Source organism: Lacticaseibacillus daqingensis (assembly GCF_003946115.1).
In the GTDB taxonomy this organism is placed as follows: domain Bacteria; phylum Bacillota; class Bacilli; order Lactobacillales; family Lactobacillaceae; genus Lacticaseibacillus; species Lacticaseibacillus daqingensis.
Genome location: NZ_RHOH01000013.1, coordinates 1 through 15867, shown reverse-complemented (window position 1 = coordinate 15867; position 15867 = coordinate 1). Strand labels below are relative to the sequence as shown.

Here is a 15867-nt window from a genome sequence, read left to right as displayed (position 1 = left end):
TTATGCACCGGCAAGCGGTGCGATTCTCTCTCCGCCGCCTCAGCGCCGGGTTCTCTCTAACACTCTACTCGATAGCAGGGCGCGGTGGCAAGCGAATACGTGCAACTTGTCACAATCGCAAGCTTAACGCTTTTGCAGCTCACCCATCAGGATCTGGTTGACCACTTTCGGGTTCGCCTTACCGTGCGTCTGCTGCATGATCTTGCCGACCAAAAAGCCCACCGCGCGGTCCTTCCCGTTGTGGAAGTCATCGATACTCTGTTGGTTGTCGTCCAGCACCGCGTCAATGATCGGGATCAAGACGGCCGGATCGGACAGCTGAACTAGGCCCTTCTCTTCCACCCAGGCTTTTGGATCCGTATCGTTCTCGATGATCTGCTTGAAGACCTTCTTAGCGATCTTGCTGGAAATGGTGCCGTCCTCAATCAGGGTGATCATCGCGGCCAGGTGCACCGGCGTCAGCGCCACGTCCTTGAGCTCGGCGTGCTGCGCGTTCAGGTAACCGGACACTTCGCCCATTAACCAGTTGGACGCCAGCTTAGCGTCCGCCCCAGCGGCCACGGTGGCCTCAAAGAAGTTCGCCATCTCAAGCGTGGTGGTCAACACGCCGGCGTCATAGGCCGGGATGCCCCAGCTGTCGACGTAGCGCGCCCGGCGCTTGGCCGGCGCTTCCGGCAGGCTGGCTGCCACTTCATCGATCCAGGCCTGAGAGACGTGCACCGGCGGCAGGTCCGGCTCCGGGAAGTAACGGTAATCATCCGCGCCTTCCTTGACCCGCATCAGAATGGTTTCCTTCTTGTCGACGTCCCAGCGCCGCGTTTCCTGGCGCACGGCGCCGCCGGCCATCAAGAGCTGCGCCTGACGCTTTTGCTCGTAGGCCAAGCCGTCACGCACATGGACAAAACTGTTCAGGTTCTTGATCTCGGTCTTGGTGCCGTACTTGTCGGCGCCGATCGGGGCAACGGACAGGTTGGTGTCCACCCGCATCGAGCCCTCTTCCATCTTGACGTCAGACGCCCCGGTGAACTGCACGATCTGACGCAACTGCTCAAGGTACTGGTAGGCTTCCTCGGGGCTGGCGATGTCGGGTTCGGACACGATTTCGATCAGCGGCGTCCCCTGCCGGTTCAGGTCGACATAGGAGTAGCCGTCATCTTCGTGCTGGTTCTTCCCGGCGTCTTCCTCAACGTGCAGCTCGTGGATGCCGATGCGCTTCTTCTTGCCATCGACGTCGATCTCGATGTAACCGTTGGTGGCCAGCGGCGTTTCGCTTTGGGTGATCTGGTAGGCCTTCGGGTTGTCCGGGTAGAAGTAGTTCTTCCGGTCAAAGTGTGTGTCGCGCGTGATGTCCGCGTGTAGCGCCAACGCGACCATGATGCCGTAGCTGTAGGCGCCCTTGTTGATGCTGGGCAAAACGCCCGGGAAGCCCCAGTCGATCACGTTGGTTTCCGTGTTCGGCTGCGCACCGTAAGACACCGGTGACGGTGAGTACATCTTGGAGTTGGTTTTCAGCTCAACATGGACTTCAAGCCCGATGGTGGTTTCAAAATTCATTATTGCGCACCTCCTGGGATCTGGGCGAGGTAGTCATTCTCGGCCTCAAAGGCATCCGCCACCTGCAGGATGGTCGCCTCGTCAAACGACTTGCCGATCAGCTGCAAGCCCACCGGCAGGCCATCCACGAACCCGGCGGGGATCGAGGCCGCTGGTAGTCCGGCCAAGTTCACCGGAATGGTTAGGATGTCGTTCATGTACATGGTCAACGGATCGGTCACCTTGTCGCCGATCTTGAACGCCGGCGTTGGTGTGGTCGGCCCCATCACGAGGTCGTAGTTCGCGAAGACCTGCTCAAAGTCACGGGTGATCAGCGTGCGCACCTGCGCCGCTTTCTTGAAGTATGCATCGTAAAACCCGGCACTGAGGCTGAACGTGCCCAGCATGATGCGGCGCTTCACTTCGGGGCCAAAGCCCTCAGAGCGCGACTTCACGTAAACATCGGTCAGGTTCTTGACGTCCTTAGCGCGGAAGCCGTAGCGAATGCCATCGAAGCGCTGCAGGTTGGAGCTGGCCTCGGAGCTGGCGATGATGTAGTAGGCCGGCACCGCGTACTTGGTGTGCGGCAGGCTGACGGTGTCCACCGTCGCCCCCAGCGCGCGCAGTTGTTCAGCTGCCGCCTCGATTTTGGTCCGAATAGCTGGGTCGATCCCCTCACCCAGGTACTCCTCAGGCAAGGCGATCTTCAGGCCTTGGATGCTTTGGCCGAGCTTCTCGGTGAAGTCCGGCACCGGCACATCAGCCGTGGTCGGGTCCTTTTCGTCGTGCCCGGCGATGACGTTCAGGCCCAGCGCCGCGTCCTTGACGGAGCGCGTCAGGGTGCCGACCTGGTCGAGGCTGGAGGCAAAGGCGATCACGCCCCAGCGCGAGACCCGGCCGTATGTCGGCTTGAGCCCGACGATACCGTTAAAGGCGGCCGGCTGGCGAATCGAGCCCCCGGTATCGGTCCCCAAGGCCAGCAACACCTGCCCAGAGGCAACTGCGGCAGCGGAGCCGCCTGAGGAACCGCCCGGCACGCGGGACTGATCCCACGCGTTTTTGGTCACCTTGAAGCCGGAGTTTTCGGTGGAGGAGCCCATCGCAAACTCGTCCAGGTTCAGCTTGCCGACGTTGATGGCGCCTGCTTCCTTGAGCTTGGTGACGACCGTAGCATCGTAGATCGGCTCAAAGTTGGCCAGGATCTTGGAGGCGGCGGTGGTGGTCAGCCCGTCCGTCAGAATGTTGTCCTTGATGGCCACCGGCACCCCGGCTAGTGGCTGGTCGGCCGCAATGCCGGCCGCGTCCAGCGCCGCCGCTTGCGCCTTAGCCTCATCAGGATTCAGCGCCAGGAACGCGTCGATCTTGGCATCGGTGGTCGCAATGTTGGCGTAGGTGGCCGCGACCAGGTCACTGGCGGTTTGGGCGCCGCTGACCAGCGCGTCATGCGTCGCTTGGATATCTGTGTTGAAGTAGTTCACGCTAGTCCTCCTCCTTGTCGATGATGGCTGGCACTTGGATCAGCGTGCCCTTCTTGGTTGGAACGTTTTTGAACAGCGCCTCGGTGGCCGTGGCCGGTTCTGCCACGTCCGCACGCATCACATTTTGCAAGTGGATGCTTTGCGTTGTCACCGGCACGCCGGTGGTATCCACGGTTTCAAGCTGGTCGACCATGGTCAAGATCTCATCGAGCTGCGCGGTGTACTGTTGCAGTTCTTCCTCGGAGAATTCAAGCCGCGCGAGTTCGGCAACATGCGCGACGCTATCTTTGGTAATCATTTGATCCCTACTTTCCTCTTAGGCTGGCCAACCAGCCCGTATTCTTGACTAGTTTACCATAAATCCCGCCTCGGTTTGCGGCAAAACAAAGCCCGCCGGCCGCCGATCGTGAACAACTTAAAAAATTCTGCGCGATCGTAAGGTTTGCGGCGCACCAGCGCTCGGGTGATTCGGAAATACTTGGCGCAGGCCCGCGCAACCAGCGCCGCCAGCCACCCCCACTGCCTCATTGTCTCGCCGCGTGAGTCAGCAAATTGCCCCGACAAAAAAGGCGCCCCACCGTCAGCCCTCGAGGTCCGGGGGCTCATGGTGGGGCGCACGATTATCTGAATTAGCCGGCCTCAGTAGCTCCCAAAGACGTGGGTGGTGAAGTCCTTGGCCCCGCTCTCGCGTGCCAGGAAGGCTTGGATGCCCTGGGTGGCCTGCACCGTGATCTCGATCTTGGCACCGCTCGGCAGGTACTTGCTGGCGGTGGTGCCGACGTACTGGGTAAAGCTCTCGATCTCGGTTTCGCCGTAGAACTGGGTGTTAATGGTGATGTTCATCCCTGTCAGCGCCCCGTTTTCGTAATGGGTCTGCGCAGTCACCCCGGCCAGAGTCGGGAAGAAGTTCTCGATCTGGGTGGTGAAGCTGTTAAAGTCGGTGGCCACAGTCGAATTGATCGGTTTTTTATTGTCGATCACCGGCAAGACCTCGTTTTGCTGGTCAATGTTGGTCCAGCTGCCAAGGCTGTCGCCACTGGCGGCGGTGGCTTCGGCGAAAAAGACGCCGCCGACCAACGAATCTCGTGCCGCATTGCGGTACAGCCCTACGATGATCGGGATATCGGCGCTGACGCCGTCCATCTTGCGCAGTCGCGCGACGACTTTGGCGGCGATCTGCTTGCCTTCCTCGGCCAGCTTCGTCTGGTCGATCGTGGTCGTGTAGGTCGCCCCGTACTTGACCTTCTGGTAGTAATCGTACTCGTTGAGCGCCAGCGCGATGGCGATGCCGCCTAGCTTCAGGTTGCTGCCATCCTGCGTCATGAAGTCCTGCTCGACCAAGCTTTGCAGGTACATCGGCGCACGCTTGTCCGCGTCCTCCTGACCGTTGTCTTCAGGGTTGAGGCCGTCCGCATTCTTATCGGTCTTACGTGCCAGCCAGGACTTCGCGGTGGCGGTCGTGATCAGCTGCCCTTCCTGGAAAACGTACTTGCTGGTCGAAAACTGTTTCTGCGCCAGGTTCGTGAGGCCGGTTTCCATGCTTTTGACGTTGAAGTTGTTGCCCCCCTGCGTGTTCTGCTGAATGGTCAACCCGCGCGCACTAGAAATCTGGTAGCGCCCGTTTTTGATCACGCCTTGGTAGAGGGCATCATTCACGGTGCCTGTGGTCTGGTAGCTTTCGGTCTTAGTGCCACTGCTGGTGGTACTTGTGTCGTTGAAGCTCAGCTTGCCACACGCCGCCAATGCCAGCGTCGCAAGCAACAGCAGACTCGCCGTCCAAAATTTCTTCATGAAGTGCTCCTTTATTGCAACTTGTCCAACAGTGCGGCCTCGTCCATCACCGGCACACCCAAGCTTTGCGCCTTGGCCAGCTTGGACCCCGCCGCCTCACCCGCGATCAGCAGGTCGGTTTTTTTCGAAACCGAGCCGGTCACCTTGGCGCCCAGCGCCGTCAGCTTGGCGGTCAGCTCAGGGCGCGAAAAGGCGGTGAACTTCCCCGTGACCACCAGCGTTTGCCCAGCAAACGCGCCGTCTGCCGCGACGACCTGCCCCTTGTAGGTCAGGTTGACGCCGGCCTGGCGCAACGCCGCCACAAGCGTGTGCACGGCCTCGGTGCGGAAATACGTCACCGCCGAGTCCGCGATGATCGGGCCGATGCCCTTGATCTCGGCCACGTCTTCGACCGCCGCAGTCATCAGGTGGTCAAGGTCCCCGAAGTGTTCGGCCAGAATGCGCGCGGCCTTACTGCCAACGTGGCGAATGCCTAACCCAAATAGTAGGCGTTCCACCGAATTTTGCCGACTGTTGGCGATGGCCTTTAACAAATTATTAACGGACTTCTCCTTGAACTTGTCGAGGACGCTCAGGTCCGCCGCCGTCAGCGTGTACAGGTCGGCCACGTCCTGGACGAGCCCCAAAGCCTGCAGCTGCGCGATGATCTTCGGGCCCAGCCCGTCGATGTTCATCGCGTTGCGGGAGGCAAAATGGGTCAGCTGCTCTTGCACCTGCGCCGGACACATTGGGTTGATGCACCGCAGGGCCACCTCGTCATCCAGGTGCACCAGCGGCTGGTCACACGAGGGGCAGTTGGCCGGGATCGGCGCCGGCACGCTGGCCGCTGGGCGCTTCGCCAGCACCACCTGGGAGACCTCAGGGATAATGTCCCCGGCCTTGTGCAGCATCACGGTGTCGCCAATGCGAATGTCTTTGGCCTGAATGTAGTCGACGTTGTGCAGGCTGGCGCGCGCCACGGTGGTCCCCGCCAGCGCCACCGGCGTCATCACGGCGGTGGGCGTTACCACGCCGGTGCGGCCGATGGTCCACTCGATGTCTTGCACGACGGTCGCCGCCTCTTCCGGCGGGAACTTGTAGGCGATCTCCCAGCGCGGCACCTTGACCGTGTTGCCGAGTTGCGCCTGGAGCGCCAGGTCATTGACCTTCACCACAATGCCGTCGATGCCGTACGCTAAGGTGTCCCGGTCGGCGGTTTGGGCCGTAATGTACGCGTCGATCGCGGATAGATCCGTCGCGACCACGCTTGAGGGATTGGTGGCAAATCCGAGCCGTTGCATGAACGCGATGGCCTCGTGCTGGGTGGTGACCCCGTACTGCGCCGGGTCGATCAGCGTGTACATGAACGTCGCCAGCTGGCGCTGTTCGGTCACCTTGGGGTCGAGCTGACGCAGGCTACCGGCTGCCGCGTTGCGCGGGTTGGCGAAGGTGCTGGCGCCATCGGCCTCGCGCGCCGCGTTGAGCTGAGCGAACGCCGCCTTGGGCATGTAACACTCCCCGCGCACCTCCAAGCTCAGCGGCTCAGCCAGGGTTTGCGGAATGTCCTTGATAGTCCGGACATTGGCGGTCACGTCCTCGCCGATGTTCCCGTCACCGCGGGTCGAGCCCTGAACGAGCTGGCCGTTTTCGTACACCAACGCCAGGGAAAGTCCATCGATCTTAAGCTCCACGTGGTAGTCGACCGGCTGGGCCACCCCGGCTTCCAGGCGTGCCGCCCAGTCAGTCAGCTCGTCCAGGGAAAACACATCCCCCATCGAGAGCATCGGAAGCGGGTGTGGCACCTTCGTAAAGTCAGGCAGCACCACATCCCCGACCGCCTGCGTGGGCGAATCGGGCAAAATCAGGTCCGGGTCCGTCGCCTCCAGCGCTTGCAACGCGCGGTAGGCCGCATCGTACACGTGATCCTCCACCACCGGGGCGTCTTCGGTGTAATAGGCGCGCCGCCAGCCGTTCAGCTGGTCGACCAGCGCCCGCACTTGTGCCGCTTTAGATTCTGCCATGTCGTCCTCCTAGTTTTGCTTCACGATCGGGGCAAACGCGGTCAACAGCCGCTTCACCCCCTGAGCCGGAAAGGCAATGTCAAGCTCCTGGTCGTCGCCGCTGCCGGTGACCTTGACCACCGTGCCGACGCCCCACTTACGGTGCTCGGCTTTGTCGCCCACCGCCCACGCGGTTTTGCCGGCCGCAGTGGTCGCGGGTTTGACCACGGTCGCCTTGGTGCCGACCGGGTGGCGCGTGTAGGTTGGGGTGACGGCCCGCTGGGTGCGGTTGATGAACGGAATGTCCGACTTCGGTTGCGCCTGACCGGCGCATTCCAGCAGCTCGCCATCGATCTCAGTGATGAAGCGGCTTTCCGGGTTATTCTGACGCTGGCCGTACAGCATGCGGCCGTACGCGTTGCTCAAGTACAGCTTGCGCTTGGCGCGCGTGATGCCGACATACGCCAGCCGGCGCTCCTCCTCCAGCTGTGTTTCATCGGCGGCCGCCCGTGACAGCGGGAAGAGGCCCTCTTCCATCCCGACCAGGAACACGACCGGAAACTCCAGCCCTTTGGCCGCGTGCAGGGTCATCATCGTGACCTCCTGCGCGTCCTCTTCCACGTCGTCTTGGTCCGACAGTAGCGACAGCTCAGCCAAAAAGTCGACAAAGATGTCCGAATCCTCATCCTCGGGCTCGTACTTGGCGTCAAATTGCTGGGTCACGGACAAAAGTTCCTGCAGGTTTTCGATGCGGGTGTCGGCCTCCACGCTGTCTTGGCGGCGTAGGGTCGGCAAGTACCCAGTCTCATCCAGAATTGCTTCCATCAGCCCGGTGATCGAAGTGGTCGCGCGCTTAGCGGCCAGCTTTTGGATCATCGCGCCGAACTCGGCCAGGCTCTTGCGCCCCTTGCTGCCCACGGGGGACAGTTCGGCGTTTACCGCGGCCTCCAGTAACGACCAGCCGTTTTGGTTGGCAAAAGCTTGCAGCTTCTCCAGCGACGTGGCACCGATGCCGCGCTTGGGCTCGTTGACGATGCGGTTGAAGCTCATGTCATCGGCCGGGTTGACCACCAGCCGGAAGTAGGCCAGCGCATCGCGAATTTCCTTGCGGTCGTAGAAGCGGTGCCCCCCGACCATTTTGTACGGAATGCTAGCCTTGACGAAGGCCTCTTCGATCGTTCGCGACTGCGCGTTGGTGCGGTACAAAATGGCAAAATCGCCGTACTTGCGGTGGTGCTCGGCCATCTGCGCCTCGATTTCCTTGATCACGAAGAACGCCTCGTCCATTTCGTTTTGGGCGCGGTAGTACGTGATCTTATCGCCAGTTTGGTTCTCGGTCCAAAGCGTCTTCACCTGCCGGGTCTTGTTGTTTTGGATCACCCCGTTGGCGGCGTTCAAAATGTTCTTGGTCGAGCGGTAGTTCTGCTCCAGCATGACCACCTTGGCATCCGGGTAATCAGACTTGAAGTCCAAGATGTTTTGCATGTTCGCGCCACGCCAGCCGTAGATACTCTGATCCGCATCCCCGACCACGCAGACGTTGCGGTACCCTTCGCCCAGCATGTGCACCAGCTGGTACTGGGCCTCGTTGGTGTCCTGGTACTCATCGACGTGAATGTACTGGAACTTGCGCTGGTAAAATTCCAGCGTCTCGGGGTTTTCCTTGAACAGGATGATGGTCTGCATGATCAGGTCGTCAAAATCCATCGCCTGGTCATTGCGCAGCCGCCGCTGGTATTCCTTGTAAACACCCGCCACCACCTGCTCGTACGGGGTGGCCGCGGCCTTCTCATAGTCCTTAGGCGTCAGCAGGTCGTTTTTGGCGTTGCTGATCGTGCCTAGGATGGCCTTGGGGTCAAAGCGCTTGGGGTCGAGGTTCTGGTCGGCGAGGATGTGCTTGACCAGCGTTTTTTGCTCGCCGGGGTCCGCGATCGTGAAGGCCCGGTTCATCCCCAGCTTTTCGATGTCGCGTCGCAGGATGCGCACGCACAGCGCGTGGAAGGTGGAGACCCAGACGTCGCGGGCGAGTTCAGGGTCGAGCAGCCCAGCCACCCGCTCCTTCATCTCGCGCGCCGCCTTGTTGGTGAACGTGATGGCTAAAATGCGCCACGGGTTGACGGCTTTTTCTTCAATCAGGTACGCGATGCGGTGCGTCAACACCCGCGTCTTGCCGGAGCCCGCCCCAGCCATAATCAAAACGGGGCCCTCGGTGAGCCGGACCGCCTCTTGCTGCTTGTCGTTCATCCCATTGAGTGCTGAATCCATAATGTCGTCCTTTCCGTTGCGCAGTTCTTCGTCCATTGTACCAGATATCCGGCGGTCAACAAAGGCGCGCCCACAAGGATGAAACCGCGTGGTGTCGCGGTTTTCGTCCTTGCAAGCGCGCCCATGGGGCAAAAAAGTTTGGGTTAATCGCCCAGCCGCTTTTCCCCTTCTAGGTGCTGGATCTCGGTGATGTCTTGCGTCACCTCCAGACAGCCGAGGTAGGTGCCGGCCGGATCCGTGATGGCAAAGTAGCGAATGTACACCATCCGTTCGCCGTGCAGGTTGATCCAAAAATCGGCGTGCGTTTCGCGCCCGTGGTGGAAGTCCTCGAGGATCTTCTCGACCTTATCCACCGAGCGCGGCGGGTGGCAGTTCTGCACCTTGCGGCCGATCACCGCCGTGGTGCGCGGGAACACGCGGTCCCCGGCGTCGGAGAACCAGCGCACCGTATCGGTCGCATCCACGAAGGTTAGATCCAGCGGTAGCAGGCGCAGCATGTTGGTCAGCTGCGCGAGGTCAAAGCTCCCGGTCGGCAGCAGCACCCGCGCCGGGTGCACGCCGTCGATCTCAATGCGCCCGGCGGTTGAGCCCGACGTGCCCGGCACCGCCAGGGTCGGCTCAGCAGCCGGCATGGGTGGCACGGGTGACTCAGCCGGCGCTGCGGGCTTGGGGGCGGCCACGGAGATGTGGATCTGCGGCGCGGCAGCCTCGGCGTCATGCCCGGCTTCTGCCTTGGCCTGCGCTAGCGCAGCCTGTGTGGAGGCCGGCAGTGTGGGCATCGGCGTGTCCTTGTGCAGCTCGGCCAGCACGTCGGCATCGGTCGGCACCTTTGGCCGCGCGGACCCGAGTTCCTGGCTGGCCGCCAGCGCCTGCGCCATTTCGTTGAGCTCGGCGGCGAGCTTGGACGGCTTAGGTTGCTGCGCCAGCTCCGCGGCCGTGGGCTGCCACGGTAGCGGTGTGGCGATCAGGGTGTAGCCGATCGCGTCTGACTCGCGCTGAACCATCGCCCAGTCAGCCGGCGTGAACACCTCCAGCACCATCGGCAGCATGATCTCCTCTTCCTTGAAGACCATTTCATCAACTTCCTTAGCCGCCTTTTCGATGGCGGCCTCGACAGCGTACTTGTCCGTCGTCGCATCGTTGGCCGCAGTCAGCGCCGCCTTGATCCAGCCGCGGATCTCATCATCGACGCCCCACATCACCTTGGGTGGGGCCGTGATGCCGTACTTGTCCATCAGCGGAAAAATCAGGTTCTCCTTGCGCAGGTAATGTTTGTCGATGCGCGCGAGATCCGTCAGTGCGTGCTGCAGGCGCGCCAACAGCGCGGCATCCGTGCCGCTTTGCTGCCACTTCTTGAGCGTCGGTAGCAGCTCGTCGTTAAGCAGCGACATCAGTACGACGTTTTCAAGCTTCATCACCTGCACCGGGTGGCCCGGGATCTCCTCCATCGGCGTCTTGGCCCCATTGTTGATCTTGCCGCGGAACACGGCCGCGTGCACGTTACACAGCGTCTGGATCTCCATTGGGTTGAGGCCGCTAGCGATCAGTTCGCGCTCGGCCCCGGTGATCTCGGCGACGTCCACCCCATCGAAGGTGGCGTCAAAAATCCGCTTGGCTTCCTCAAAGCTGCCGCCATTATGCAGCATGGTCAAAATCTGAACGATCTTCTTCTGGCGATCTACGGCATGGGTCTCAGTCATCTGCTTGCACCTCAAAGCCGTTCTCGGCCAGCGTCTGCGTCAGCGCGGCCAGCGGAATATGCTTCATGCGCGCGCCTTTTTCCAGTGTCATAAACCGGCCCACCGTGTTCAGCAGGCTCGGGTTGGTCACCCCATCGAGCCCCATGGCCACCATCACCGGCACAATGGTCGGGTTGGCCGCCACAAGCTCGCGAACCGGGGTGTGAAGGCTGATCAACGTCATTTTATTTCTCCTTTGGCCAGGTTGGCCCGCATCGCCTGCTGTAACTGGGTCACAACGGCGGCCGGCGCGACCGGCTGGTTTTTCATGTACGCGTACAAGGCGTGGGTGGTCACGGCATCGTAAATCGCCCCGTGAGCCAACAGCGCGCCCAACCCGAGGTAATCGCGGTACTTGGCGAGCCCCACCTCGGGCATCCCCGGCATCGGCCCGCTGGCGATCGTCAGCTGGGCCACATCTAGCACCCGCCCGGCCGCAGGGGTCAGGTCAAACTGGCGGTTGAGCACCGCTAGGTCCCCACCGCGCACGGCAAAGCCCAGCAGCGTGTCCGCCCCGACAAAGCCGAGAAAGTCGCCAAGCGCGGCTGCAGGGGCCTGACCGTAGCGCATCAACAGCGGCGCATCGATGCCCGTCATCCGCTGCGACTGCAAGTTTAGCTGTAGGTGCGGTGGAATCTTGACGAAGCGGTCGAATGCCGCCACAATCTGGCCATTTCGCACGCGCACCGCGCCGATTTCCGTGATAAACCACCCCTGCTTGACACTCCCACTGGAGAACTCTAAGTCAAACACGGTATAGTCCTGCGGCCAAACCGTTCTGGGCTGGCCCAGCGCAGTCGTGGTCACGAAGGCCGGGTGCGCCGGCCGCGCAAAGTGCCGCAACGGCTTGGTCCGCGCCCGCCGGTACGCATCGTCTTTTTGATGCGCATCGGCGCGCGGCCTTGCGCGACCCTGCCCGTCGATCACGATTGGCGCAAGCGTATGTGTGCGGCTGAACGCCTGCGGCCAAGGGGTCGCCATGGCCTGTTGCACCAGCCGCACGCCGCCGCGGCGTAGCAAGCGCTGCGTCTCTGCCGCCACCGGACCGTGCAGCGTCACACTGATCGGCCCCTCTGGGACGCGGAGCTGATGACACACGGCCTGAAGCGCCAACAGGTGATTGAACACAGCACGCACCCGCGGCCAGGCCGGGACCAGCGTCTGTGGCAACTGCATCGGTTCTCGTAACACCTGCGTGTACGCCCCGATCAGCCGCCGAATCAGCTTGTCGGCCGGCGCGCCGGTGCGCGGAGCGACCTCCAGCTCGATGGTCGGCACCAACCCAGGCGCCGCCAGCCGCTGGTCAGCCAGCGTCAGCGCGTTTGGCCACAAGCCGCTGACCAGCACCACCGTGGTGGCGGCCACCGGGGTGACCAACACCTGCGCCGGCTGCCCGCCACCAAAACGGGCCAGTGCCTGAAGCGCCTTTTGCAGCGTCATCGGCCACGTTGCCGGTTCAAGCGGGGCCTGCACCTGTTCCTGCAGCGCGGCGAGGGTCAGCTGACCGCTCACGGGTTCATCCTCTTGCTGTAGTTGACAATACTATCTGGCAACTGGCCCCCAAAATAGGTCTTGCCGATGGCGCTGCACTGAGTGGAAAAAGCCTTGGCTGCCGCATTATAAGCCGTCTGGTCGGTGCCGGTCATCAGGGTCAGCATCTGATCGGCCGCATCAAGGTACTTCAACAGGGCGTCCGTCAGCGGCTTTTCGGTGATGTTGCTGACCAGGGTCAAGCGAACGCGCGCCAGCGTTTTTTGGCCGCTTTGGATCGCCGCCTTGAGTTTGGCTTCCGGCTGCTTGTACGAGGCCAAGTCAAGCGGCTTAACGGCCACATCCGTGACGGTGACATAGCGTTCCCGCAGCTGCGCTATGGTATACTGCTTACTAGTGATCATCGTCTTAGTGCTGTGCGTTGTGGGCGTTTTCGCCGGCTGCTGGCAGCCACCGAGTGTGACAGCTGCCACTAAGGTGATCAGAATGGTCGTGAGTTTCTTCATACTTGCGCCTCCAATGCCCATAATCATAGCACATCTTTGAATGGAGGTAATCCTATGGCTTTGTGGCACCTCATGTTCGCGCGCCCGGACTTCACCAAGGGCCAAGCCAAGCACCTAGTTTACACGCTTCAAGACGCCGGCAACTTCGGCGGCTTCCCGCTGAACTCGGTCGGCATCGTGCGCGACACCAGCGAACTGCTTTACGTCGACCTTGATTTTAAGCAAACCATTGGCCTCACCCAGGACCTGTTTGAGGAAATGGTCAAGTACCTGCTCGTCCTGTCCGCGCGCCTGGAGACGGCGCCGGAGCCCGTCTACTGGGCCGTCATGCAGCGAACGCTTGAAGCGCTGAAGATCACCTATCATCAGTACCCTGACCGCAGCCTTGACATCACTTACTGGCAGGGCTCCCCCATCGTTGCACCCGCCGAGGACAAACAACTGTTACGGTTTCGCGACGAAGCCGTCCAAGAGAAAGGATAACTGCCATGCAACCCGTTCAATACGTCTGCACCAAATGTGGCAATCACAGCTACGAAGCCGACCAATTTCAGGCCACTGGCGGTAACTTCGCCAAGCTGTTCGACGTGCAAAACAAAAAGTTCGTGACCATCAGCTGTACCCGCTGTGGCTACACCGAGCTCTATCGCCAAACCAACAGCGCCGGGATGGATATTCTCGACTTCTTGATCAGCAATAACTGAGGGCACATAAAAGGGACCGAGACATAATTAACGGCCCAAGAATGAACCGCGACTATTCTAGGACAGTACGAAACAAGCGACGCCCTTTCTAACGCATGTCTACTCGTAACTCACTACGTTCGAACGAGCAGAGCAAGCCGTATAACCAAGGCCTCCTGCAAAACCTAAGTTCGGGTTTTACAGGAGGCCTTGATTATACTCTGGGCTAAAACCGCTTTGTCTCAGCCTCTTTGTGTGCGTTAAACCGCCACGGGTCATGCCCTCACAGGCCCCCCGCGCGCTTAATCTTGCTTTACCTCAACGCTTGCATCAACCGTGCTGCGCCCCGTCGCGTAATCGTACTTGATCCCATTTTGAACATTGTAAATGTAGACGTTAAAATCCACATCGCCATTGCTCGACTTGGCCCTGAGCCAGTAGCCGCGTGGCATCAGCTCCGAGCCGCGAAACACGGTCGTCACTTTGTAAATGACCTGGGCCTGCGCGGCCAAGGCTGACCGCACGGCCTCTTCGTACGTCTGCATCAGCACTTGGTTGGCGTATTCGGTCTGGCTGGCCAGGTTCTTCGGGTTGTCACTGGAGCCCAGCTCTCCCGCCTGATAATTGCCCTCGCTATCCAGATTGCCCGACACCGTGTAGGCGATCAGGTGGCCGCGGTTTTGCCGGTTCACACGGCGCCCATTGACCATCGTGTAGCGGTTGTGCCAGCCTGTCGGTTCCCAATTTTGGCTGGGCCGCCCCGCGGAGCGAATCAGCGTGCGCTGGTCGAGATAGCCGGTCACCGTCGTTGTGCGGTTAAGCTGGTCCAGATTGCCGTAATCGATTTTTGGCCCCTGCCAGTCTTTCAAGTTCAGCCCAGACCGATTGTGATCGACCGTGACGATCGGGGCACTGTTATTGACGTAATCCAGGTTAGCCAGCTTGTCATAAGTAGCCTGATTATCGGTTGCGACGATCGTCTGACCGGCGGAGTTGCCCGTTGACTCCTGCTGCTGCCAGGTGTTGAACCCCCATGCGACCACTGCTACCAGCACGGTTGCTACGGCACTAAACAAACTGACTTTACGTTGGCGTCGTCTTGCCATCAAAATCCCTCCTCAGTGCGATGACCCATTATATCGCGAACGCACGTTTGTTCGCGCCCAGGTCACAAAAAAAGCGCTCAGGTCTCAACCTGGCGCAATGCGCTGCCGTCTACTGGATTCGAACCAGCGACCCCTTCATTACGAGTGAAGTGCTCTGCCAACTGAGCTAAGACGGCATATCCGTTGTGCCTACCGCAACAACAAGAATTAGTATACAGGACTCAAACACCAGTGTAAACCCCTTTTTTCCCTCTGATTACGGCCTGGGCACTTGCTTTTGGATAACTTAATTGCGTATGATGAATACTGAAAGAAGGGATGCTGATCATGAAGATTGCAATCATCGGTGCAACCGGTACCGCCGGCCGAGCCATCACCCAAGAGGCACTTAACCGCGGGCACCAAGTCACGGGGGTCGTCCGGCACCCGGAGGTCGCCACTGACTTGTTTGATCGGCCGGTCACCATGCACCGGCAAGACGCCTTTACGCTAACGCGTGCGCAGTTGCGCGACTTTGATGTCGTCATTGATGCGTTTCGGCCTGCGAACGACCAGGCCTACCTGCATTTGGATCTCGCCGCGCACCTCATTCATGAATTGCGCGAAACCGAGACGCCCCGCCTCGTGTTCATCACCGGCGCCGCCAGCCTCGCCCACCCCGCTGGTGGCTTACTCTACGACCGTCTCGTTCAACTCCCCAATCACGAGGAATGGATCGCCACGCCCCAGAACCAAGCCCTCGAGCTTGACTTCTTGCGCCACGTAACCAACGTGAACTGGCTCGCCTTCTCGCCAAGCGCGACCTTCCAGGCCGGCCCCGCCACCGACTACGTGCGAGGGACGGACACGCTATTGCAAGATTCGGGCCGGCAATCCGTTCTGTCCAGCGGCAACCTCGCGTTGGCGCTCCTAGACGAGCTGGCGCACCCTACGCTTCACCAAGCCCGCATGACCGCACGTAACCGCTAGGCAAAGAAACTGGGCCAACGTCAAACTTGGCCCAGTTTTTGTGTCTGCTGAGACCTCGTGCGCCTGTGCCAAGCGCCGGCGCACCGCGCGTCTGCCCGCCATAAGGGCCAGGTAGTCACGTTTTTTCTTCGCAACAAAAAGCCCCTGCACATGGCAGGGGCGAGAAGCTCCGGATGTCAGGCTCGAACTGACGACACCCTGATTAACAGTCAGGTGCTCTACCACTGAGCTAATCCGGAATAAACAAAAAAAGCGCGGCAGCTTCCTACCCTCGCAGGCAGTCACCCACCAACTACTCTCGGCGTAGAGAAGCTTAACTTCTGTGTT

The 15867-nt window shown here is 60.7% G+C and carries 14 protein-coding genes and 2 tRNA genes; 3 read left to right on the top strand and 13 right to left on the bottom strand.

From position 1 onward, the window contains the following. Positions 1-123: 123 nt before the first annotated feature. The 10 genes from gatB to EKM88_RS11555 all read right to left on the bottom strand — a co-directional run bounded on the left by gatB (position 124) and on the right by EKM88_RS11555 (position 12782). Positions 124-1554, bottom strand: a complete 1431-nt coding sequence (gatB, locus tag EKM88_RS11600; protein ID WP_125706324.1) for an Asp-tRNA(Asn)/Glu-tRNA(Gln) amidotransferase subunit GatB — start codon at positions 1552-1554, stop codon at positions 124-126. Beyond that, entirely contained in the window at positions 1554-3011 is a 1458-nt protein-coding gene (gene gatA / locus EKM88_RS11595; RefSeq protein ID WP_125706322.1) for an Asp-tRNA(Asn)/Glu-tRNA(Gln) amidotransferase subunit GatA, read from the bottom strand. The genes gatB and gatA overlap by 1 nt, the downstream gene beginning before the upstream one ends. 1 nt (position 3012) lies before the next feature. Next, the gene (gene gatC / locus EKM88_RS11590) at positions 3013-3309 is read right to left on the bottom strand and encodes an Asp-tRNA(Asn)/Glu-tRNA(Gln) amidotransferase subunit GatC (RefSeq protein WP_125706320.1); all 297 of its coding nucleotides are present in this window, start codon (positions 3307-3309) and stop codon (positions 3013-3015) included. A 341-nt stretch (positions 3310-3650) separates the two neighbouring features. Then, positions 3651-4802, bottom strand: a complete 1152-nt coding sequence (locus tag EKM88_RS11585) for a CamS family sex pheromone protein (protein WP_125706318.1) — start codon at positions 4800-4802, stop codon at positions 3651-3653. Positions 4803-4813: 11 nt separating this feature from the next. Further along, positions 4814-6802, bottom strand: a complete 1989-nt coding sequence (gene ligA, locus EKM88_RS11580; protein WP_125706316.1) for an NAD-dependent DNA ligase LigA — start codon at positions 6800-6802, stop codon at positions 4814-4816. A 9-nt stretch (positions 6803-6811) separates the two neighbouring features. Then, positions 6812-9082, bottom strand: coding sequence for a DNA helicase PcrA (gene pcrA, locus EKM88_RS11575; protein WP_125706314.1), 2271 nt, complete (start codon positions 9080-9082; stop codon positions 6812-6814). A 107-nt stretch (positions 9083-9189) separates the two neighbouring features. Further along, a complete protein-coding gene (locus EKM88_RS11570) occupies positions 9190-10746 on the bottom strand; it encodes a DUF438 domain-containing protein (protein ID WP_125706312.1) in 1557 nt (518 codons plus the stop codon). Beyond that, a complete protein-coding gene (locus EKM88_RS11565; RefSeq protein WP_125706310.1) occupies positions 10739-10969 on the bottom strand; it encodes a DUF1858 domain-containing protein in 231 nt (76 codons plus the stop codon). Before EKM88_RS11565 ends, EKM88_RS11570 begins: the two co-directional genes overlap by 8 nt. After that, positions 10966-12297 (bottom strand): 3'-5' exonuclease, encoded by a 1332-nt coding sequence (locus EKM88_RS11560; RefSeq protein ID WP_125706308.1) that lies wholly within the window; start codon positions 12295-12297, stop codon positions 10966-10968. The genes EKM88_RS11565 and EKM88_RS11560 overlap by 4 nt, the downstream gene beginning before the upstream one ends. Further along, a complete protein-coding gene (locus EKM88_RS11555; RefSeq protein ID WP_125706306.1) occupies positions 12294-12782 on the bottom strand; it encodes a hypothetical protein in 489 nt (162 codons plus the stop codon). The genes EKM88_RS11560 and EKM88_RS11555 overlap by 4 nt, the downstream gene beginning before the upstream one ends. 54 nt (positions 12783-12836) lie before the next feature. Here EKM88_RS11555 and EKM88_RS11550 point away from each other — a divergent pair, with 54 nt between their 5' ends. Both EKM88_RS11550 and EKM88_RS11545 read left to right on the top strand, forming a co-directional pair. Further along, on the top strand, positions 12837-13265 hold the full coding sequence (locus EKM88_RS11550) for a hypothetical protein (RefSeq protein WP_225418477.1): 429 nt from the start codon (positions 12837-12839) through the stop codon (positions 13263-13265). Positions 13266-13270: 5 nt separating this feature from the next. Continuing rightward, the gene (locus tag EKM88_RS11545) at positions 13271-13486 is read left to right on the top strand and encodes a zinc ribbon domain-containing protein (protein WP_125706304.1); all 216 of its coding nucleotides are present in this window, start codon (positions 13271-13273) and stop codon (positions 13484-13486) included. 281 nt (positions 13487-13767) lie between these two features. Here EKM88_RS11545 and EKM88_RS11540 read toward each other — a convergent pair whose 3' ends face one another. Together EKM88_RS11540 and EKM88_RS11535 are read right to left on the bottom strand one after the other, a co-directional pair. Then, on the bottom strand, positions 13768-14571 hold the full coding sequence (locus EKM88_RS11540; RefSeq protein ID WP_125706302.1) for a DNA/RNA non-specific endonuclease: 804 nt from the start codon (positions 14569-14571) through the stop codon (positions 13768-13770). Between the two features lie 103 nt (positions 14572-14674). Next, positions 14675-14747, bottom strand: a tRNA-Thr gene (locus EKM88_RS11535). 151 nt (positions 14748-14898) lie between these two features. On the opposite strand from EKM88_RS11535, the gene EKM88_RS11530 reads away from it, so the two are divergent. Then, a complete protein-coding gene (locus tag EKM88_RS11530) occupies positions 14899-15540 on the top strand; it encodes an NAD(P)-dependent oxidoreductase (protein WP_125706300.1) in 642 nt (213 codons plus the stop codon). Positions 15541-15707: 167 nt separating this feature from the next. Here EKM88_RS11530 and EKM88_RS11525 read toward each other — a convergent pair. Beyond that, a tRNA-Asn gene (locus EKM88_RS11525) sits at positions 15708-15779 on the bottom strand. Positions 15780-15867: the final 88 nt, after the last annotated feature.